The following is a 19,609-nucleotide window of genomic DNA, read 5'->3' as shown; positions in this document are numbered from 1 at the left end:
GTCAGGCCCGCCAGGCCTGGTGCAAACGGCTTACCGCAGCCTGTATATCGGCTTCCGGCACAGCCGCGAAGCCCAGCACCAGCCCGGCCCGCTGGTCCTCGGGCAAGGTGGTTTGCGGCAGCCAGTAGCTGCTCAGGCCGGCGACCTCGACCTCCACACTGGCGGCCTGGGCCAACAGTTCCTGTTCCCGCGCCAGGCTGTCGACCCGCACCGTCAGGTGCAGCCCCGCCGCCACGCCGGGCAGCGGCCCAACGCCGCCGATCGCCTGTGGCCAGGCCGCCAGCAAGGTGTTGCGCCGGCTCAGGGCCGCCCGGCGCATGCGCCGGATATGCCGCTGGAAGTGCCCGGCGGCCATGAACTCGGCCATCACCGCCTGGGTACTGACCTCGGAATGGCGCACGTCCACCGCCCGGCGCTGGGCGAAGGCCTGGACCAGGGTCGGCGGCAGCACCAGGTAGCCCAGGCGCAGGGCCGGAAAGGCGACCTTGCCGAAGGTACCGACGTAGATCACCCGGCCCTGGCGGTCCAACGCCGCCAGGGGGGCCAGGGGCGCACCGCTGTAGCGGTACTCGCCGTCGTAGTCGTCCTCGATGATCCAGCCCTGGCTGCGTTCGGCCCAGGCCAGCAGCTCCAGGCGCCGGGCCAGGCTCATGATCACCCCGGTGGGGTACTGGTGGGACGGCGTGACATAGGCCAGGCGGCAGCTGTCCAGCTGCTCCAGCTGGCGGCAGTCGATGCCCTCCTGGTCCACCGCCACGCCCTGCAACTGCGCACCCGCCAGGGCGAAGGCATGCCCCGCGGCGCGGTAGCCGGGGTTTTCCACAGCCACCTTGTCGCCTGGCTCCACCAGCAGCTGTGCACAAAGGCTGATGCCCTGCTGCGCGCCACTGGTGATCACAATTTGTTCAGCCGTGCAGTTCAGGCCCCGAGCGCTGCGCAGGTAGGCGGCGATCAGGCTGCGCAGCCGCGGATCGCCCGCCGAGTCGCCGTAGCACAATTGCCCGAGGTCGGGCCTGCGCCAGAAAGCCGCATTCAGCTTGGCCCAGACCTCGAACGGGAACAGATCGAAGGCTGGCACGCCAACCCGAAAAGCCCGTGGCGGCCCCTTGGGCGGGGTACTCAAATGATGGGTTTGCAGGCGCTGCCAGCCGCTGCTGTGGATAACTTTACTGGATAAATCACCAGCCATTTCTGTCTGTTTTGTGGATAACCCTGTGGGTAAGCCTGTTGAAAACCCTGTGGATAGTTTTGTGGATAGTTTTTTGATCGGCAATCGGGTTTCCGGCAATTGCGCCACATAGGTGCCGTCACCGACCCGCCCTTCGATAAAACCCTCGGCGTACAGCTGGTCATAGGCCCGCACCACGCTGTTGCGGGAAATCCCCAGGGCGGCGGCCAGGTCGCGGCTGGCAGGCAAGCGCGTACCACTGGCCAGGCGCCCGTCCAGCACCCGCTGTCGCAAGGCCTGGTACAGCTGGCGGCTGAGGCCCTGGCGGCGGTCCAGCTCAATGCCGGCAGGGTTGAAAGACAACGGGGGTACGGCACTGTTCATCGAGGTTCACCCGGGCAATTGGACCCACAAAATAGACCAGAGATGGCTCTTACAACGAACCATTAGCCTGCCTAGGATGCAGCCACTCGCCAAGGATTTTTTTACATGTACCTACCCCGCGCTTTCGTCGATGAAGACCTCGCCCGCCTGCAGCAACTGATCCTGGGCAGCCGCCTGGCGACCCTGGTGACCTGGGGCGCCCTGGGCCTGCAGGCCAGCCACCTGCCCCTGCTGCTGGACCCCGGACAGGGGGCCAATGGCACCCTCTACGGGCACCTGGCCAAGGCCAACCCGCAATGCGCCGAACTGGCCGCTGGCGCCGAGGCGCTGGTGATCTTCACGGGCGAGGATGCCTACGTCAGCCCCTCGTTCTATCCAAGCAAGGCCGAGCACGGCAAAGTGGTGCCGACCTGGAACTACGTGGCAGTGCACGCCTATGGCCAGCCTGAGGTATTCAGCGACCCGGAGCGGCTGCTCAAGGTGGTGGGGGGCCTGACCGAGCGTCACGAAGCCGGCCGCCCCCAACCCTGGCAAGTGACAGATGCCCCCGCCGACTACCTGGAGGGCATGCTCCGGGCAATCGTCGGCTTTGCCTTGCCGATCCAGCGGCTGGAAGGCAAGCGCAAGCTCAGCCAGAACCGCAGCGCCGAGGATATCGCCGGGGTGCGCGAAGGCCTCGCGGCCAGCGCCGACCTGCGCGACCAGCAACTGTCCCGACTGATGAGCTAGGTTTTCGTCCAGAACAATAAAGGAGCTTTCATGCGCCAGATCCAGATCCGCCCCGTTACCGCCGCCGACCACAGCGCCTGGCTGCCCCTGTGGCAGGCCTACCTGCGCTTCTACGAAACCGAGCTGGCGGATGCCGTGACCCAGAGCACCTGGCAGCGCTTTCTCGACCCCAGCGAACCCACCAACGCGGCCCTGGCCTGGGACGGCGAGCGCGCCCTGGGCCTGGTGCATTTCATCTACCACCGCTCCAACTGGAGCATCGAGAATTCCTGCTACCTGCAGGACCTGCTGGTGACCCCGGACCAACGCGGGACCGGCGTGGGCCGCCAGCTGATCGAGTTCGTCTACGCCCAGGCCAAGCAGGACGGCTGTGCCAAGGTGCATTGGCTGACCCACGAAACCAATGCCACGGCCATCCAGTTGTATGAGCGCATCGCCGAGCGCCCGGGTTTCATCCAGTTCCGCAACCCCCTCTGAGTTGCCAAGGAGCCACTGCATGTCGATTTCACTCGCCGATTGGAAAGGCGTTCCCGCCCCATCGGCCACCCTGCTTGATGGGCGCTTCATCCGTTTGGAAAGGCTCGACCCGGCGCGCCATGGCGACGATCTGTTCCAGGTGCTGCAAGGCCCGGGCGCCGATCCGGTGCTGTGGAACTACCTGCCTTACGGCCCCTTCCCCGAGCGCGCGGCGTTCGATGCCTGGCTCAGTGGCCATGCCGCCGCCAGCGACCCGTATTTCTTTACCGTGATCGACCGCGCCAGCGGCCAGGCCCAGGGCATCATCAGCCTGATGTCCATCGTCCCGGCCCAGGGCCGCATCGAGATCGGCCACGTGACCTTCGGTTCCCCCATGCAGCGTTCGCCAAAAAGCACGGAAGCGGTGTACCTGCTGGCCAAGGAAGCTTTCGCCCTGGGTTACCGGCGGCTGGAGTGGAAGTGCAACAACGCCAATGAGCGCTCGCGCTATGCCGCACAGCGCTTGGGTTTCAGCTTCGAAGGGGTGTTTCGCCAGCACATGGTGGCCAAGGGACAGAACCGCGATACCGCGTGGTTCTCGATCCTGGACGGGGAATGGCCGTCAATCGCCAGGGGCTTCGAGCAATGGCTCAGCGATGAAAACCAGAGCGGCTCGGGGCAGCTCAAGTCGCTGGCGGAGTGTCGCGGCTAAGCGGGATTTTCCCCGGCAAGCCGGCTCCTACAGGAATTGCGGTGAATCCGAACCTTGTAGGAGCTGGCTTGCCAGCGAAGGATTCAACCGAGCTTCTGCGCCAGCACCGCAATATGCTCCGGCCCGATGCCGCAGCACCCGCCCACATGGCTGGCCCCGCGCTGGTGCCAGTCCGCCACCCATTGCAGATAACCCGGCGGGTCCAGGTCCTCGCGCAGCGGGCACAGGCCGTCGTTGGCGGTGGCATCCTCGGGCTGCGGCGGAAAGGCATTGGCATACACGCCAATGTGAATCTGCACGCCCAGGCGCTCGAAGGTCTCGCGAGCCGCATCCACCGCAGCCCCAATCACTTCCGGCTGGCTGCAGTTGAACAGCAGGGTCTGCACCCCCAACTGCGCCGCCACGGCTGCCGCTTCGGCCACCGTCTCGCCGGAACGCAGGCGCGGCACTTCGTCGACCTCTTCGTCCTTCAGGGTGAAGGACAGCCAGAACGGCTTGCCGTCCTTGGGCAGGCCGGCGTGGATAGCCCGCGCTTCGACGATCGAGCTCTGGGTTTCCGCCAGCCACAGGTCGACATGGGGCGCCAGGCCCTTGACCAGCGGGCTGAGGATTTCCTCGACCCGCGCAGCGTCGAACAGGTCCGGGCGATAGGAGCCGAACAGCGGCGGCAACGACCCCGCCACCCGCACCGGCTTGCCGGAGGCCTCGACCGCGCGGCGCGCCAGCTCGCCCGCCAGGGCAGCCAGGGCCTGGCCTTCAGCAGCGAAGCGCTCTTCGCCGATATGGAAAGGCACCACCGCGTAGCTGTTGCTGGTGATCACATCAGCGCCGCTGTCGATGTAGGCCGCGTGCACCGCCTCCACCGCCCGGGGGTCTTCGCTCAATGCCAGTGCCGACCACTCGGGTTGCCGGAACGGCGCACCACGGCGCTGCAACTCGCGACCCATACCGCCATCCAGAATTACCGTGCTACCTGCGCCCATATGCTTTTCACTCATATGCTTATGAAAATAACTCACTATCAGAGTCGTTCTTATAACTATTTAATACGCACCATTCAGTTAATAACAACTCTTTTTCAGTCAGGTTTTCGATGAATTTCAAACCGCTGCTGGCCCTCGGCCTGACCGTTCTCGCCGCCTCCTCCCAAGCCTTCGCCGGCGCCACCCTGGAACGTATCGAGCAGAAAAAGGAGCTGGTCGGAGTGCTGATGGAAAGCTACCCGCCCTTCTCCTTCCTCAACGAGCAGAACCAGCTGGACGGCTTCGACGTCGACGTGGCCAAGGCCGTGGCCGACAAGCTCGGGGTCAGGCTGCGCCTGGAAACCCCGTCCTGGGATGTGATCGCCGCCGGACGCTGGAGCGGGCGCTACGACATCTGCATCTGCTCCATGACCCCGAGCAAGGCCCGCGCCGAGGTCTTCGACTTCCCGGTGCAGTACTACGCCTCGCCGGCGGTAATCGTGGTCAACGCCAAGGATGAACGGATCCACGGCGCCCAGGACCTGAGCGACAAGAAGGTCGGCCTCACCGCCGCCTCCAGCTACGAGGGCTACCTGAACAAGAACCTGGTGATCGAAGGCGCCGAGGACACCCACCTGCAATACCCCTTCGAGAATGTGCAGATCGCTCCCTACGACACCGACAACGTGGCCTTCCAGGACCTCGGCCTGGGCCCGGGCGTGCGCCTGGATGCGATCCTCACCAACCTGGTCACCGCCCAGCCGCGCCTGACCCAGGACTCGCGCTTCAAGCTGGCCGGCGAGCCGCTGTACGCCGAGCCCAACTCGGTGGCCATCGAGAAAGGCGATGCCCAGTGGAATGCCAAGGTGCGTGAAGTCTTCGCCCAGCTGAAGCAGGACGGCACCCTGAGCAAGCTGTCGCAGAAATGGATCGGCGCCGACATCAGCCAATGACCGCCTACACGCCACCGCCGCAGCCACCACAATCGGTGGCTGCACCGCTGCTCAAGCGCCTGCTGGGCTTTCGCACCCGCCTGTACCTGACCTGGGCCGCGTTGCTGGTGCTGTTCGCCAGCTTCTTCCTGAGCTTCGAGCTGAAGTTCTCGATCATCCTCGACAAGCTGCCGAACCTGCTGGGCCTGCACCTGTCCCCCAGTGGTTTCCTCCAGGGCGCGGCGCTGACCCTGTTCCTTTGCGCCTGCTCCATCGTCGCCTCGTCGCTGCTGGGCTTTGTCACCGCCCTGGCGCGGGTGTCCTCGAGCGCCGTGGCGTTCGGTATCGCCAGCTTCTACGCCTCGTTCTTTCGCGGCACTCCGCTGCTGATCCAGATCCTGCTGATCTACCTCGGCCTGCCGCAACTGGGGGTGGTGCCGGGCGCCATTACCGCCGGGATCATCGCCCTGTCGCTGAACTACGGCGCCTACCTCAGCGAGATCTTCCGCGCCGGCATCCTCGGCGTGCCCCATGGCCAGCGCCAGGCCGCCCTGGCCCTGGGCATGAGCGACAGCGTGATCTTCTGGCAGGTGACCCTGCCCCAGGCCATGCGCACCATCATTCCGCCGGCCACCAACCAGTTCATCTCGATGCTCAAGGACTCGTCGCTGATCTCGGTAATGGGGGTCTGGGAAGTGATGTTCCTGGCCCAGTCCTACGGCCGTTCCAGCTACCGCTACATCGAGATGCTCAGCACCGCGGCGCTGATCTACTGGCTGCTGTCCATCGGCCTGGAACTGATCCAGGCGCGGATGGAAAGGCATTACGGCAAGGGTTACGTTCAGCGCGGGTGACGCTCAAGGGCGCAGGGAAACCACCCCCATCTGCAGGCCGAAAGGCTTGAACACCGCGTTCAGCGACTTGAGGGTCGGGTTGCCGTCGCCGTGTTCGATATGGATCAGGGTACGCAGGGAAATCCGGCACATCCTGGCGAACTGGCTCTGATGCAACCCGGTGACTTCAGTGCGCAGGCGCTTGACCGCATCACCAACCGACAAACGCCCAGCGGCCAGTTCCTGGCGGATGTTATCGATCAGCAGGCCGCGCTGTTCCAGGGTCGTAGTCATCGCAAACCCCACTCCTGCAGGCGTCGATCCAGGTCACGCAGGTAAATGCGCGGGTGATTCAGGGTGGCCTCGGGCAAGCCCCCGGCACTCAGCAGGTCCGGCAGGGCCCGTAGCCGTTCGGCATCTTCGCGCAGGCGCGTCAGCGCAGCATCGGGATCGATCAGCGGCTTGAGGCTGGCACACACCTGGCGCCAGTCGATATCACCCGCCACTTCCATCCGGCCGGGCCATTTGGTGCTGCGGGTAATGCCCTTGTCATCCATCACTCGCGGCGCCAGATCGTGGATCGGCGCCAACTGCACCTGGCCCTCGTGACGGATGATCCAGGTATTGCGCCCATGGTTGGCCGAGTTGCCAAGGATCTTGTTGAGCAGGTCCCGACGCAGGTAGTCGGCCACCAGCTCCGGGATCGCCGAGGCCTGCCCGGCGGTTCGCCAGAGTTCGGCCAGCAGCCCCAGGACCTTGGTGTGCCGCATGCCCAGGCTCTGGCCGGGCAACCCCGCCAGGGAATAGATGGACTCCAGCGCCAGCCGTTCCACACCCTGCCCCTGCAGGCGACGATCAAAGCGTCGCATCCACAGGCTCGGCTGCCGCTCCTCTTCCAGGGCCAGGCCTTGGGCGGGTACCGTATCGATGCCCAGCTGCTGCAGCGCCCGGTAGTAGTGGAACTCGCTTCTGAGCATGTCGCAGTCATTTGGCGCCGCCTGCTCTGGCGGGCATTTCACCAGCCAGTGGCACGCCGCCAGCCTGTCTTCCAACAGCGCATCGGGGTACAGCAACCCGTCACGCCCCTGGGTCAGCAGCAGCTTCATCGCCTCGCCAACGGCACCGGTGGCACCGCTCATTGCCGCTCCCTGTTCATGGGCGTATTCAAGAAAGCGGTTGTCGCGGGCGCTGACCTCGGCCCGGGAGAACCCCAGCAGCGGCCGTTCATTCATGGCGGCAAGGGACTCCTTGATCCGCAGATTGCCCATGGGGGCCGCGCTGGATCGGGCCAGCTGGAACAAGTCGGGGGCAATGCCGGCGGGGCGCGCGCGCGCCGAGCGCTCGGCCAAAAAACGCTGCATGGTGAGCGTCGGCGCAATGTCATACAGGAACGCCGGGGCGCCCGGACTGCGCAGCAGTTCCCAGGTCAGCGGCAGACGCACACTCACCGATCCCGCCAGCGGCGTGGCAAAGGCTTCCAGATTGCCTGCCAGGTACGACTGCTCATAACCCAGGCGGCAAGGGCTGGTGAAGCCCTGCTCGGGATGCTCGAAAATCAGGGTCATCGCATCGCTCCACGTCCCGGCGCGATGGACCTGTAAAGTCAGCTGTAGCATTCATTACCTGCAATTTAATGCACTTTTTGTGCGTCATTACCTCTGCGAAATGCATTGTAATGCAGATTCAGCCGATTTTTGCAGACAATAAGTGCACTAAAATGCACTCAGGCAAATCGTGGACAAAAAAAGGGAGGCCGTAGCCTCCCCGAGGTAAAGCGTTGCAGATGAAGGTCTGAACTCAGCCTTCGATCTCGATCAGGATCTCGCCCGGGTTGACCCGGTCGCCCTTGGCCACATGGATCGCCACGACCTTGCCGGCAACTGCTGCCTGGACTTCGGTCTCCATCTTCATGGCTTCGGTGATCAATACCGCCTGGCCGGCCTTGACCGTGTCGCCTTCCTTGACCAGCACATCGACGATGTTGCCCGGCATGGTGGTGCTGACATGGCCCGGGGCGCTCGCCTGCTTGCGCTTGCTGCCACCACCGCCGACGAATTCGTTGAGAGGTTCGAACACCACCTCTTCCGGCATGCCGTCGATGGACAGGTAGAAGTGGCGCTTGCCTTCGGCCTTGACCCCGACGCCGGTGATGTCGACGCGGTAGGTCTCGCCGTGGACGTCGATGACGAACTCGGTGGGCACGCCTTCACCGCCCGGCTTGCTCACGCCGCCCGCTTCAGGAATCGGCAGCAGCACTTCCGGAACCAGGGTGCCGGCCTCACGCTCTTCGAGGAACTTGCGCCCGATGTCCGGGAACATGGCGTAGGTCAGCACGTCTTCTTCGGAATGCGCCAGGGCGCCGATTTCGCCACGCAGCTTGGTCATTTCCGGCTTCAGCAGGTCGGCGGGACGTACATCGATCACCTCCTCGCTGCCGATGGCCTGGCGCCGCAGTTTCTCGTCGACTTCCCCCGGAGCCTTGCCGTAGCCGCCTTGCAGGTAGAGCTTCACTTCGTTGGTGATGGTCTTGTAGCGCTCGCCAGCCAGGACGTTGAAGAACGCCTGGGTACCGACGATCTGCGAAGTAGGGGTCACCAGCGGCGGGTAGCCCAGGTCGTGACGGACCCGTGGAATCTCGGCCAGCACTTCGTTCATGCGGTTCAGGGCGCCCTGCTCTTTGAGCTGGTTGGCCAGGTTGGAAATCATCCCGCCCGGCACCTGGTTGACCTGCACCCGGGTATCGACCGCAGTGAATTCGCTTTCGAACTGGTGGTACTTCTTGCGCACGGCGTAGAAGTACAGGCCGATCTCTTGCAGCAGCTCCAGGTCCAGGCCGGTGTCGAACTCGCTGCCTTTGAGGGCTGCGACCATGGATTCGGTACCCGGGTGACTGGTGCCCCAGGCGAAGCTGGAGATGGCGGTGTCGATATGATCGGCGCCGTTCTCGATGGCCTTGAGTTGGCACATCGCGGCCAGGCCCGCGGTGTCATGGGAGTGGATGAACACCGGCAGCGACAGCTCGGCCTTCAGCGCCTTGACCAGCTCGCCGGTGGCGTAAGGGGTCAACAGGCCGGCCATGTCCTTGATCGCGATGGAGTCGCAGCCCATGGCTTCCATCTGCTTGCCCTGGGCCACGAAGGCCTCGATGGTGTGCACCGGGCTGGTGGTGTAGGCGATGGTGCCCTGGGCGTGCTTGCCGGCGGCTTTCACCGCTTCGATGGCGACCCGCAGGTTACGCACGTCGTTCATGGCGTCGAAGATGCGGAACACGTCGATGCCATTGACCGCCGCCTTGGCCACGAAGGCCTTGACCACGTCATCGCTGTAATGGCGGTAGCCCAGCAGGTTCTGGCCGCGCAGGAGCATCTGCAGGCGGGTGTTGGGCAGCGCGGCGCGCAGTTTGCGCAGGCGCTCCCAGGGGTCTTCCTTGAGGAAGCGCACGCAGGCATCGAAGGTGGCGCCGCCCCAGACTTCCAGGGACCAGTAGCCGACTTTGTCGAGCTTGTCGCAGATCGGCAGCATGTCGTCGGTGCGCATGCGGGTCGCCAGCAGCGATTGGTGGGCGTCGCGCAGGATGGTGTCGGTTACATGAATCTTCTTGGACATTGTTTTATTCCTCACAGGCCTGCGTGGGCGGCAATGGCGGCGGCGATGGCCAGGGCCAGCTCTTCGGGTTTGCGCTTGATCGAGTAGTTGGTCAGTTCCGGGTGGCTCTCAACGAAGCTGGTGTTGAACTGACCGCTGCGGAATTCCGGGTTACGCAGGATTTCCTGGTAATAGGCGGCGGTGGTCTTGACCCCTTGCAGGCGCATGTCGTCCAGGGCGCGCAGGCCACGGTCCATCGCTTCTTCCCAGGTCAGGGCCCAGACCACGAGTTTCAGGCACATGGAGTCGTAGAACGGCGGAATGGTGTAGCCGGTGTAGATCGCCGTGTCGGTGCGCACGCCCGGGCCGCCGGGGGCGTAGTAGCGGGTGATCTTGCCGAAGCTGGGCAGGAAGTTGTTCTTCGGGTCCTCGGCATTGATCCGGAACTGCAGGGCAAAGCCGCGGTGCTGGATGTCTTCCTGTTTCACCGAGAGTGGCAGGCCGGAAGCAATGCGGATCTGCTCGCGGACGATATCGATGCCGGTGATTTCTTCGGTGATGGTGTGTTCCACCTGCACCCGGGTGTTCATCTCCATGAAGTACACCTCGCCCTCGGCGAGCAGGAACTCCACGGTGCCGGCGTTCTCGTAGCCCACGGCCTTGGCCGCGCGCACCGACAGGTCGCCGATGTAGGCGCGCTGTTCCGGGGTCAGCTGCGGGCTCGGGGCGATCTCGATGAGCTTCTGGTTGCGGCGCTGGATCGAGCAGTCGCGCTCGAACAGGTGCACCACGTTGCCAAAACTGTCACCGAGGATCTGCGCTTCGATGTGCTTGGGATTGACGATGCACTTTTCCAGGAACACTTCCGCCGAACCGAAGGCCTTGGTGGCTTCGGAAATGACCCGGGGGAAAGCCTGCTCCAGCTCTTCACGGCTGTTGCAACGACGGATGCCGCGCCCGCCACCACCGGAGGTGGCCTTGAGCATCACCGGGTAGCCGATGCGGTCGCCTTCGGACAGGGCTTCGTGGATATCGGCCACGTTGCCTTCGGTGCCCGGAGTCACCGGCACGCCCGCCTTGATCATGCTGCGGCGGGCTTCGGTCTTGTCGCCCATGCGGCGGATCACTTCCGCCGACGGGCCGATGAACTTGATTCCACGTTCGGCGCAGATGTCCGCCAGTTCAGCGTTTTCCGAGAGAAACCCATAGCCGGGATGCAGCGCATCACAGCCGGTTTCCACCGCCAGGTTCACCAGTTTGCGTGGATTCAGGTAGCCGGCCAGCGGCTCGGCGCCAATGCTGTGGGCCTCATCCGCGCGCTTTACATGCAAGGCATGGCGATCGGCGTCGGAGAAGATCGCTACCGAACGGATGCCCATTTCCGCGCAGGCACGCACGATTCGTACGGCAATCTCACCACGGTTGGCGATCAGGATCTTTTTTATCACTTGGAGGTTCCCTTGAGCCGTTGAAACAGACGACCCGCTAGACCGAGTCGGCGCGTGACCAAATGTTTCAAGTCAGTCGCAGCGACACACTAGCTCTGCAGAGGGATTAACAAAAATCAATAATTATTGGGTTGGCCATAAGTAAAGACTTATAGTCATGCCACCAGCCCTTGGCGCGAGCCCTCAAGAAATGCGCAAGTCCTTGATGAGACTGACATTGCGTCAGTTGCAGATTTTCAATGAAGTCTGCGATCTACGCTCCTACAGCCGCGCCGCCGATGAAATGTCCCTCACCCAGCCCGCGGTCAGCCTGCAGATTCGCCAGTTGGAGGAGCTGATCGGCCAGCCGCTGTTCGACTATGTGGGCAAGAAGCTCTACATGACCGAAGCCGCCGAAGCGCTGCAACGGGCCAGCCGGGACATCTTCGGGCGCCTGGAGAACCTCGACATGCAGCTCTCCGACATGCAGGGCTCGCTGCAGGGCCAGCTCAAGCTGGCCATCGAATCCAGCGCCAAGTACTTCGTGCCGCACCTGTTCGCCGCCTTCAAGCGCCAGCACCCGGAAGTGCACCTGCAACTGACGGTGGTCAACCGCTCCCAGGTGATCCGCCGGCTCTCGGACAATCGCGACGACCTGGTGATCATGTCCATGGTGCCCCAGGACATGGAGCTGGAGTTCCTGCCCTTCCTCAACAACCCGATCGTCGCGGTGGCCCCGCCGGAGCACCCCTTGAGTCACATGGGCCCGCTGCGCCTGCAGGACCTGGAGCCCTACACGCTGGTACTGCGCGAACAGGGTTCAGGCACACGCCTGGCGTGCGAGGAGTATTTCAAGGAGAAGCGCGTGCACTTCACCCAGATCCTCGAAGTATCGTCGGCCGAGGCTCAGCGCGAGTGCGTGCGGGCAGGTCTGGGCGTGGCCTTGTTGACGCGCCACGCCCTGAACCTTGAGTTGGCGACCGGCGGGTTGGTCGAGTTGCCGGTCGAAGAGCTGCCATTGCTGCGCAGCTGGTGCCTGGTGCAGGCCAAAGCCAAGCGCCTGTCACCGGTAGCGCATGCGTTCCTGGGATTCATCCGCAGCGAACGGGTGCAGATCAGCGGCTTGGTTGAACGCTTCGACGGGAAGCTACGGGCGCCGCCTGCCAGTAATTGACGGCGTCCAGCTCGGGGTAATCGTTGATTTGCTGCTGTAACTGACGCAGCTCGAAGCGGTGTTCGATCGCACGACGAAATTCCATGCGGCGCTGGTCTTCCTGCTGACGACGGGTCTTGACTGCGCTGTTGCTCTCTTCGTAAGGCCGGGCCATTTCGAGTCTCCCAATGCGAGTACGGAAGCTTCACGATGGACGTCGGCGGTTACGGTTTGGCGGCGGGTCGGTTACAGGACGATGAACATTCACAGCGCCTACCTTTCTGTAGGAGCCGGCTTGCCAGCGAAGGCATCGGTCAGCGCGATGCACAACCCCGAGGCCTCATCACCGGCCAGAGAGACTCAATCGTCCAGGGCTTTCACCGACTTGGGCGACAGGCGCAGGCTGCGAAGGCTGCGCTTGACGCTCTTGAGGTGGTTCACCAGGCTCGGGCCGCGGGCCATGGCCACGCCCATGGCCAGCACGTCGATCACCACCAGGTGGGCGATACGCGAGGTCAGCGGGGTGTAGATCTCGGTGTCTTCATGCACGTCGATCGCCAGGTTGACCGTCGACAGTTCGGCCAACGGCGTCTGGCTCGGGCACAGGGTGATCAGCGAGGCGCCGCTTTCACGTACCAGGTTGGCGGTGATCAGCAGGTCCTTGGAACGACCGGACTGGGAAATGCAGATGGCGACATCGGTAGGCTTCAAGGTCACCGCCGACATCGCTTGCATGTGCGGGTCGGAATAGGCCGCTGCGGTCAGCAGCAAGCGGAAGAACTTGTGCTGGGCATCCGCCGCTACCGCACCCGAGGCACCAAAGCCGTAGAACTCCACGCGCTGGGCCTGGGACATGGCGGTCACCGCCTGCTGCAGGGCCACCGGGTCGAGCTTCTCGCGGACCTCCATCAGGGTATGCAGGGTGGTGTCGAAGATCTTCAGGCTGTAGTCGGCGACCGAATCGTCTTCATGGATCGCGAACTGGCCGAAGCTGGCCCCGGCGGCAAGGCTCTGCGCCAGCTTGAGCTTGAGGTCCTGGAAGCCGGAGCAGCCGATGGCCCGGCAGAAGCGCACGATGGTCGGTTCACTGATGCCCACGCTGTGGGCCAGGTCCGCCATGGAACTGTGCATCACGGCCGCAGGATCAAGGAGCACGTGATCGGCGACCTTGAGTTCCGATTTGCGTAACAAATGACGTGACTGGGCGATGTGCTGCAACAGGTTCAAAGGGCTGGACTCATTGTTATTGGCTGACGCCGGGGATGTAGCAAGCTTGTAGTTATACTACAGGAATCGGCTTTTTGCCCGCCCAATGCATCACGAAGTTGCCTGCCTGCCCCCCATTTTCAGCCGGGTACGACTTATGTAGCCGTTGTGGCAGGCAGCCCTGGCGGCTACCGGCTCTGGGCCTGCAACAGCAGCGCGAGGCCTTCGGCGGCCACCGGGCGGCTGATCAGGTAGCCCTGCACCTCGTCGCAGTGTTCCGCCTTGAGGAAGGCCAGTTGCGCCGGGTCTTCCACCCCTTCGGCCACCACTTTCAACGACAGCCCATGAGCCATGGCGATGATCGCCCGGGTGATCGCCGCGTCCTCACCGCCCTCGGCCAGGCCGCGAATGAAGGCCTGATCGATCTTCACGTAATCCACCGGGATCCGTTTCAGGTAACTCAGGGACGAATAGCCAGTGCCGAAGTCGTCGATGGCCAGCTTGACCCCCAGGCCCCGCAGTTGCTGGAAGGTCGCGATGATGTGCTCGACGCTGTCCAGCAATTGGCTTTCGGTCAGTTCCAGTTCGAGAAAATGCGGCTCCAGGCCGGTTTCTTCCAGCACCTGGCGCACCAGGCTCACCAGCTTGCCCTGGCGCAACTGATACACCGACAGGTTGACCGACACGCGAATCGGCTCCAGGCCCTGGCGTTGCCATTCGCAGGCTTGGCGGCACGCCTGGCGCAACACGAACTCACCAATGGGACCGATCAATCCGGTCTCTTCCGCCAGGCCGATGAAATCCCCCGGGGGCACCCGGCCCATGACGGGGTGATCCCAGCGCACCAGGGCCTCGGCGGCATTCAGACGGCCGCTGGCCAGGCACAGCTTGGGTTGGTAGAAGACCGTCAACTGGCCCTCCTCAATGGCCTTGCGCAGCTGGTTTTCCAGCTGCAGGCGCTCCAGGGTGCTGGCTTGCAGGCTCTCGGTATAGAACTGGAAATTGTTGCCGCCCAGGTGCTTGGCATGGGCCATGGCCATGTTCGCCTGGCTGATCAGGGCTGCGATCTCCCGGGCGCTGTCGGGCAGCATACTGATGCCCATGGAAGCGCTGACTACCAGTTCATGGCCCTCGACGGTGATCGGCAGGCGCAGCTTGCTCAGCAGCCGGGTAGCGACCCGGGTCAGGCTCGACAGGCTGCCGTAAGCGTCGAACAGCACGGCGAATTCGTCCCCGGAAAGCCGGGCGATGGTGTCGGCTTCCGGCAAGGCATTGACCAGCCGCCGGGCCATCTTTTGCAGCAACTGGTCGGCCACTTCATGGCCAAGGCTGTCGTTGAGCAGCTTGAAACGGTCCAGGTTGATGTGCAGCAAGGCCAGGCTGCGGCCGCCCTGGCGCACCCTCTGATGGGCCTCGCGCAGGCGCTCGCGGAACAGCGAACGGTTGGCCAGCCCCGTGAGTTCGTCGTAATGGGTGAGGTAGCGCATGCGCTCCTCGGATTCGCGCCGTGCCGAAAGATCGGCGAAGAAGCCCACGATATGCCGGACTTTTCCTCGTTTATCACGCACGACATTCAATTGCAGCCATTGTGGGTAGAGCTCGCCGTTCTTGCGTGTCTCCACCAACTCGCCCTGCCAGCTGCCGTACTGTTCCAGGGCCTGGTGGATCAACGGGTAGTGCCGGCGTGCATCGCGGCTGCACGACAGCTCCACTACATTGCGCCCGAGCATGTCTTCGATCTGGTAGCCGGTGACCTGGCTGAAGGCCTGATTGGCGGCGATCAAGGCGTAATCGGGGTCGAGGATGACGATGCCTTCGCTGGCCGCCTCGAACACCGTGGCCGCCAGGTTGCGCTGGACCTCCAGCTCCTTGTCGGCACTGATGTCGCGACGGGTGCCGGCCATGCGCAGCACCCGGCCACTGGGGCTGCGCTCCACGGCCCGGCCACGGTCCTCGATCCACACCCAGTGGCCGGCGCCGTGGCGTACCCGGTACTCCACCTGGTAATCGTCGCTGCGGCCCTTGAGGTGCTCCACCAGGGCGCGCTTGAGCAGGGGCAGGTCTTCCGGATGCAGGCGTGGCTTGAGATGGCTGAGCATGGCCGTGACATCTTCCGGCTCCAGGCCGAACAGCTCCTTGATCTGGGTGTGATGGACCTCGTCGGTCTGCAGGTTCCAGTCCCACAGCCCCAGCTCGCTGGCGTTCAGGGCCAGGGCCAGGCGCGCCTCGCTCTTGCTCAGGGCCTGGTTGGCGGCGTCCAGCTCCAGGCTGCGCTGGGCCACTCGCTGTTCCAGCCCGGTCTGGGCTTCGCGCAGTTGCTCCTCGGCACGGCGGCGCTGCTCCACTTCCCGGGCCAGCTCGCGGTTGAGCTGATCGCTGCGGCCCTGGGCATTCTGCAGGTGCTCGATCAGGGCCTGGTTCTGAAAGCGCCGCAGCAGGCCGCGCTGCATCAGGCGGTTGACCTGCCAGGCCACCACACTCAGGGACACCAGCAGGATCAGCCCGAGCCAGCCCCAGCCACGCTGCTGGTCGTCGCCGCCCCAGAACAGGTAGGCGATGGCCGGCAACAGACATGGCAAGGTGAATGAAAGGAAGGCCTGCAGGCTCACCGCGTAGGCCACGCTGGCCGACAGGATGGCCGCACCGATGAGGCCGAAGACCCAGGCCTGCTGCAGGAAATTGTCGGTGGGCACCAGGGCGATGCCGGCGCAGGCCAGGGTCAGGCCACTGACCGCCGAGCCCAGGAGAAACATGCGTTGCCACACCGGCTGTGCCTGGCGGCTGGGAATCGCCGAATCGAAGGCCGCCACCTGGATCACCCGCAAGGCCACCAGGGCCAGCAGCCAGACCATCCACACACTGAGCAACAGATAGCGCGCCGGGCTCCATAGCAGCCAGGTGCACACCAGGCCGTTGAGCAACATGAACAAGGTAGGCAGCAACGAGCCCTGGTACAGCAGGCGCGTACGCTCCACTGCCATCTCCACGGCGTAGTGCTGGCGGATGACCCGGGGCTCCACAAAGGGCCCGGACAGGTCGGGGTTAAGTGTCATAGGCAGTGTTCTTATAATGGTTGAGCCCGAAACGTCGCCGGAGCATACACAAGCAAAGCCCCGAGCCAAACTGCTCCAGGTCATAAAATCGATAAAACCGGATGGCCCGGCTTGCACCCTGAAAGCGTCCGGGCGAGAAGCGCCAATGGCTGGGGCCTGTGACCAACCGGTCGTCATCGGCGGCTGTTTTATCGGCTAATGCAAAGCCGGGTTTGCCCGGGGTGGCGCCGCCCCCTAGAATGCCCCGATGCGCGATGATCTCTCCCTCCTGTTGAACTCCCTCAACGACGCCCAACGCCAGGCCGTAGCCGCCTCCGTGGGTCGTCAGTTGGTCCTGGCCGGTGCTGGCTCCGGCAAAACCCGTGTGCTGGTGCACCGTATCGCCTGGTTGATCCAGGTCGAGAACGCCTCACCCCACTCGATCCTGTCGGTGACCTTCACCAACAAGGCCGCAGCCGAGATGCGCCACCGCATCGAACAACTGCTGGGCATCAACCCGGCAGGCATGTGGGTCGGCACCTTCCACGGCCTGGCCCACCGCCTGCTGCGGGCCCACTGGCAGGAAGCGGGGCTGAGCCAGACCTTCCAGATCCTCGACAGCGACGACCAGCAACGCCTGGTCAAGCGGGTGATCCGCGAGCTGGGCCTGGACGAACAGCGCTGGCCGGCCCGCCAGGCCCAGTGGTTCATCAACGGGCAGAAGGACGAAGGCCTGCGCCCGCAACATATCCAGGCCAGCGGCGACCTGTTCCTGGCCACCATGCGCGGCATCTATGAGGCCTACGAGGCCGCTTGCCAGCGTGCCGGGGTCATCGACTTCTCCGAACTGCTGCTGCGCGCCCTGGACCTGTGGCGCGACCACCCGGGTTTGCTGGCGCACTACCAGAAGCGTTTCCGCCACGTGCTGGTGGACGAGTTCCAGGACACCAACGCCGTGCAATACGCCTGGCTGCGGTTGCTGGCCCAGGGTGGCGACAGCCTGATGGTGGTGGGCGACGACGACCAGTCGATCTATGGCTGGCGCGGGGCGAAAATCGAGAACATCCACCAGTACTCCGCCGACTTCCCGGACACCGAAGTGATCCGCCTGGAGCAGAACTACCGCTCCACCGCCGGTATCCTCAAGGCTGCCAACGCCCTGATCGCCAACAACACCGGGCGCCTGGGCAAGGAGCTGTGGACCGACGGCGGCGACGGTGAAGCCATCAACCTGTATGCCGCCTTCAACGAGCACGATGAAGCCCGCTATGTAGTGGAAACCATCGAGAGCGCGCTGAAGACCGGCCTGGCCCGCAGCGACATCGCCATTCTCTACCGCTCCAACGCCCAGTCCCGGGTGCTGGAAGAAGCCTTGCTGCGCGAACGCATTCCGTACCGCATCTATGGCGGCCAGCGCTTCTTCGAGCGGGCGGAAATCAAGAACGCCATGGCTTACCTGCGCCTCCTGGAAGGCCGTGGCAACGACGCAGCCCTGGAACGGGTGATCAACGTGCCAGCCCGGGGCATCGGCGAGAAGACCGTCGAAGCCATCCGCGAGCATGCGCGCCACAGCGATGTATCGATGTGGGAAGCCATGCGCCAGCTGGTGGCCAATAAGGGCCTGACCGGGCGCGCTGCAGGTGCGCTGGGGGCCTTTATCGAACTGATCGAAAACCTCGCCGCCAAGACCCTGGAAATGCCCCTGCACCTGATGACCCAGACCGTCATCGAGCAGTCGGGGCTGATTGCCTACCACGAAGCGGAAAAAGGCGAAAAAGGCCAGGCCCGGGTGGAAAACCTCGAGGAACTGGTGAGCGCCGCGCGCAACTTCGAGAACACCGAAGAGGACGAAGACCTGACGCCCCTGGCGGCATTCCTCGGCCACGCTTCCCTGGAAGCCGGCGATACCCAGGCCGACGAGCATGAAGACAGCGTGCAACTGATGACCCTGCACAGCGCCAAGGGTCTGGAGTTCCCCTACGTGTTCCTCGTGGGCATGGAAGAAGGCCTGTTCCCCCACAAGATGAGCCTGGAAGAACCCGGCCGCCTTGAGGAAGAACGCCGGCTGGCGTATGTGGGCATTACCCGGGCCATGCAGAACCTGGTGATGACCTACGCGGAAACCCGACGCCTGTACGGCAGCGAAACCTACAACAAGGTGTCGCGTTTCGTGCGCGAGGTGCCCAAGGGGCTGATTCAGGAAGTGCGGCTGTCCAACAGCGTCAGCCGGCCTTTCGGCGGCGGCCAGTCACAAAGTACCAGCAGCCTGTTCGGCGGCAGCGAAATCCCGGACACCGGCCTGAGCCTCGGCCAGGCGGTACGGCACTCGGTGTTCGGCGATGGGGTGATCCTCAATTTCGAGGGCGCCGGCGCCCAGGCCCGGGTCCAGGTCAACTTCAGCGAAGGCAGCAAGTGGCTGATGCTCGGCTACGCCAAGCTGGAAGCCATCTAACCCCACCCGCTTGGCTTGTGTAGGAGCTGGCTTGCCAGCGAATCTCACTGGCGAAGACCGGCTCAAGGGCCTCTTCGCCGGCAAGCCGGCTCCTACAGGTCGGTGCAGAAAAGGCAGCGCGAACATGGGCTCAGGCTTTTTTTCCTCGTGGACATTCTGGGCCCTGTTGTCGGCAATTTTCGCCGCGTTGACGGCGATCTTCGCCAAAGTGGGGATAGAAAACGTCAATTCAGACTTCGCCACCCTGCTGCGCACCGTGGTGGTTCTTGTCAGCCTGGCCTTGATTTTGTACGCAACGGGCCAATATCAGTCCCTGGGATCGATTTCTCCCAAAAGCTACCTGTTCCTGCTGCTGTCCGGGCTGGCCACGGGCGCATCCTGGCTGTGCTATTTCCGCGCCTTGAAACTCGGCCCCGCTTCATTGGTGGCACCGGTGGACAAGCTCAGCGTGGTGTTCGTCGCGATCATCGGCGTGTGCCTGCTGGGAGAGAAGCTCGACCTGCGGCAGTGGAGCGGAATCGGCTTGATCACCGCAGGTGTGGTGCTACTGGCACTGCGCCGCTAACGGCTTTCGGGTT

The 19,609-nt window shown here is 63.9% G+C and carries 17 protein-coding genes; 8 read left to right on the top strand and 9 right to left on the bottom strand.

The genetic code is table 11. The features are described from left to right. Position 1: 1 nt before the first annotated feature. Positions 2-1,552 carry an aminotransferase-like domain-containing protein gene (gene pdxR / locus AC07R1_RS11540; RefSeq protein ID WP_495110536.1) on the bottom strand — a complete coding sequence of 517 codons (1,551 nt, stop codon included), beginning with the start codon at positions 1,550-1,552 and terminating at the stop codon, positions 2-4. 105 nt (positions 1,553-1,657) lie between these two features. Here pdxR and AC07R1_RS11535 point away from each other — a divergent pair, with 105 nt between their 5' ends. The 3 genes from AC07R1_RS11535 to AC07R1_RS11525 are packed head-to-tail and all read left to right on the top strand — an operon-like array spanning position 1,658 to position 3,449. Next, the gene (locus AC07R1_RS11535; RefSeq protein ID WP_015637526.1) at positions 1,658-2,281 is read left to right on the top strand and encodes an FMN-binding negative transcriptional regulator; all 624 of its coding nucleotides are present in this window, start codon (positions 1,658-1,660) and stop codon (positions 2,279-2,281) included. 30 nt (positions 2,282-2,311) lie between these two features. Further along, the gene (locus tag AC07R1_RS11530) at positions 2,312-2,758 is read left to right on the top strand and encodes a GNAT family N-acetyltransferase (protein ID WP_495110535.1); all 447 of its coding nucleotides are present in this window, start codon (positions 2,312-2,314) and stop codon (positions 2,756-2,758) included. A 19-nt stretch (positions 2,759-2,777) separates the two neighbouring features. Continuing rightward, positions 2,778-3,449, top strand: coding sequence for a GNAT family N-acetyltransferase (locus tag AC07R1_RS11525; RefSeq protein ID WP_065365002.1), 672 nt, complete (start codon positions 2,778-2,780; stop codon positions 3,447-3,449). Positions 3,450-3,532: 83 nt separating this feature from the next. Here the strand turns inward: AC07R1_RS11525 and AC07R1_RS11520 are convergent, their stop codons facing one another. Next, the gene (locus AC07R1_RS11520; RefSeq protein ID WP_011064317.1) at positions 3,533-4,432 is read right to left on the bottom strand and encodes a homocysteine S-methyltransferase family protein; all 900 of its coding nucleotides are present in this window, start codon (positions 4,430-4,432) and stop codon (positions 3,533-3,535) included. A 110-nt stretch (positions 4,433-4,542) separates the two neighbouring features. Between AC07R1_RS11520 and AC07R1_RS11515 the strand changes: the two genes are divergently transcribed. Beyond that, the gene (locus AC07R1_RS11515) at positions 4,543-5,364 is read left to right on the top strand and encodes an ABC transporter substrate-binding protein (RefSeq protein ID WP_011064318.1); all 822 of its coding nucleotides are present in this window, start codon (positions 4,543-4,545) and stop codon (positions 5,362-5,364) included. Further along, the gene (locus AC07R1_RS11510) at positions 5,361-6,197 is read left to right on the top strand and encodes an amino acid ABC transporter permease (protein ID WP_495110534.1); all 837 of its coding nucleotides are present in this window, start codon (positions 5,361-5,363) and stop codon (positions 6,195-6,197) included. The genes AC07R1_RS11515 and AC07R1_RS11510 overlap by 4 nt, the downstream gene beginning before the upstream one ends. Positions 6,198-6,200: 3 nt before the next feature. On the opposite strand, the gene AC07R1_RS11505 is transcribed toward AC07R1_RS11510, so the two are convergent. From AC07R1_RS11505 to AC07R1_RS11490, 4 genes are all read right to left on the bottom strand, one after another. Then, positions 6,201-6,470: a helix-turn-helix domain-containing protein gene (locus tag AC07R1_RS11505; RefSeq protein ID WP_011064320.1), complete on the bottom strand. Its 270-nt coding sequence runs from the start codon at positions 6,468-6,470 to the stop codon at positions 6,201-6,203. Further along, positions 6,467-7,741 (bottom strand): type II toxin-antitoxin system HipA family toxin, encoded by a 1,275-nt coding sequence (locus tag AC07R1_RS11500; RefSeq protein WP_019093473.1) that lies wholly within the window; start codon positions 7,739-7,741, stop codon positions 6,467-6,469. Before AC07R1_RS11500 ends, AC07R1_RS11505 begins: the two co-directional genes overlap by 4 nt. A 232-nt stretch (positions 7,742-7,973) precedes the next feature. Continuing rightward, a complete protein-coding gene (gene oadA / locus AC07R1_RS11495) occupies positions 7,974-9,782 on the bottom strand; it encodes a sodium-extruding oxaloacetate decarboxylase subunit alpha (protein WP_011064322.1) in 1,809 nt (602 codons plus the stop codon). A gap of 11 nt (positions 9,783-9,793) precedes the next feature. Next, positions 9,794-11,209 carry an acetyl-CoA carboxylase biotin carboxylase subunit gene (locus AC07R1_RS11490; RefSeq protein ID WP_015637534.1) on the bottom strand — a complete coding sequence of 472 codons (1,416 nt, stop codon included), beginning with the start codon at positions 11,207-11,209 and terminating at the stop codon, positions 9,794-9,796. A 190-nt stretch (positions 11,210-11,399) separates the two neighbouring features. Here AC07R1_RS11490 and AC07R1_RS11485 point away from each other — a divergent pair, with 190 nt between their 5' ends. Next, the gene (locus AC07R1_RS11485) at positions 11,400-12,362 is read left to right on the top strand and encodes a LysR family transcriptional regulator (protein WP_015637535.1); all 963 of its coding nucleotides are present in this window, start codon (positions 11,400-11,402) and stop codon (positions 12,360-12,362) included. Here AC07R1_RS11485 and AC07R1_RS11480 read toward each other — a convergent pair. The 3 genes from AC07R1_RS11480 to AC07R1_RS11470 all read right to left on the bottom strand — a co-directional run bounded on the left by AC07R1_RS11480 (position 12,304) and on the right by AC07R1_RS11470 (position 16,600). Then, positions 12,304-12,516 (bottom strand): PA3496 family putative envelope integrity protein, encoded by a 213-nt coding sequence (locus tag AC07R1_RS11480; protein WP_495110533.1) that lies wholly within the window; start codon positions 12,514-12,516, stop codon positions 12,304-12,306. The genes AC07R1_RS11485 and AC07R1_RS11480 overlap by 59 nt on opposite strands. A gap of 185 nt (positions 12,517-12,701) precedes the next feature. Next, positions 12,702-13,568 (bottom strand): transcriptional regulator HexR, encoded by an 867-nt coding sequence (hexR, locus tag AC07R1_RS11475; protein WP_011064325.1) that lies wholly within the window; start codon positions 13,566-13,568, stop codon positions 12,702-12,704. A gap of 167 nt (positions 13,569-13,735) precedes the next feature. Beyond that, positions 13,736-16,600 carry a putative bifunctional diguanylate cyclase/phosphodiesterase gene (locus AC07R1_RS11470; protein ID WP_011064326.1) on the bottom strand — a complete coding sequence of 955 codons (2,865 nt, stop codon included), beginning with the start codon at positions 16,598-16,600 and terminating at the stop codon, positions 13,736-13,738. A 247-nt stretch (positions 16,601-16,847) separates the two neighbouring features. On the opposite strand from AC07R1_RS11470, the gene uvrD reads away from it, so the two are divergent. Then, the gene (gene uvrD / locus AC07R1_RS11465) at positions 16,848-19,031 is read left to right on the top strand and encodes a DNA helicase II (protein ID WP_011064327.1); all 2,184 of its coding nucleotides are present in this window, start codon (positions 16,848-16,850) and stop codon (positions 19,029-19,031) included. 124 nt (positions 19,032-19,155) lie between these two features. Continuing rightward, on the top strand, positions 19,156-19,596 hold the full coding sequence (locus tag AC07R1_RS11460; protein WP_401260585.1) for an EamA family transporter: 441 nt from the start codon (positions 19,156-19,158) through the stop codon (positions 19,594-19,596). Positions 19,597-19,609: the final 13 nt, after the last annotated feature.

Source organism: Pseudomonas sp. GW821-FHT07F01 (assembly GCF_059418825.1).
This window is presented reverse-complemented; position numbering and strand designations above follow the sequence as displayed.

Bases quoted from the DNA above. Each gene is read 5' to 3' on its own strand.
- uvrD (WP_011064327.1), top strand. From the start codon at position 16,848: ATGCGCGATGATCTCTCCCTCCTGTTGAACTCCCTCAACGACGCCCAA.
- AC07R1_RS11510 (WP_495110534.1), top strand. From the start codon at position 5,361: ATGACCGCCTACACGCCACCGCCGCAGCCACCACAATCGGTGGCTGCA.
- AC07R1_RS11470 (WP_011064326.1), bottom strand. From the start codon at position 16,600: ATGACACTTAACCCCGACCTGTCCGGGCCCTTTGTGGAGCCCCGGGTC.
- AC07R1_RS11505 (WP_011064320.1), bottom strand. From the start codon at position 6,470: ATGACTACGACCCTGGAACAGCGCGGCCTGCTGATCGATAACATCCGC.
- AC07R1_RS11515 (WP_011064318.1), top strand. From the start codon at position 4,543: ATGAATTTCAAACCGCTGCTGGCCCTCGGCCTGACCGTTCTCGCCGCC.
- AC07R1_RS11530 (WP_495110535.1), top strand. From the start codon at position 2,312: ATGCGCCAGATCCAGATCCGCCCCGTTACCGCCGCCGACCACAGCGCC.
- AC07R1_RS11520 (WP_011064317.1), bottom strand. From the start codon at position 4,432: ATGGGCGCAGGTAGCACGGTAATTCTGGATGGCGGTATGGGTCGCGAG.
- AC07R1_RS11500 (WP_019093473.1), bottom strand. From the start codon at position 7,741: ATGACCCTGATTTTCGAGCATCCCGAGCAGGGCTTCACCAGCCCTTGC.
- AC07R1_RS11480 (WP_495110533.1), bottom strand. From the start codon at position 12,516: ATGGCCCGGCCTTACGAAGAGAGCAACAGCGCAGTCAAGACCCGTCGT.
- AC07R1_RS11460 (WP_401260585.1), top strand. From the start codon at position 19,156: ATGGGCTCAGGCTTTTTTTCCTCGTGGACATTCTGGGCCCTGTTGTCG.
- oadA (WP_011064322.1), bottom strand. From the start codon at position 9,782: ATGTCCAAGAAGATTCATGTAACCGACACCATCCTGCGCGACGCCCAC.
- AC07R1_RS11485 (WP_015637535.1), top strand. From the start codon at position 11,400: ATGCGCAAGTCCTTGATGAGACTGACATTGCGTCAGTTGCAGATTTTC.
- AC07R1_RS11535 (WP_015637526.1), top strand. From the start codon at position 1,658: ATGTACCTACCCCGCGCTTTCGTCGATGAAGACCTCGCCCGCCTGCAG.
- AC07R1_RS11525 (WP_065365002.1), top strand. From the start codon at position 2,778: ATGTCGATTTCACTCGCCGATTGGAAAGGCGTTCCCGCCCCATCGGCC.
- pdxR (WP_495110536.1), bottom strand. From the start codon at position 1,552: ATGAACAGTGCCGTACCCCCGTTGTCTTTCAACCCTGCCGGCATTGAG.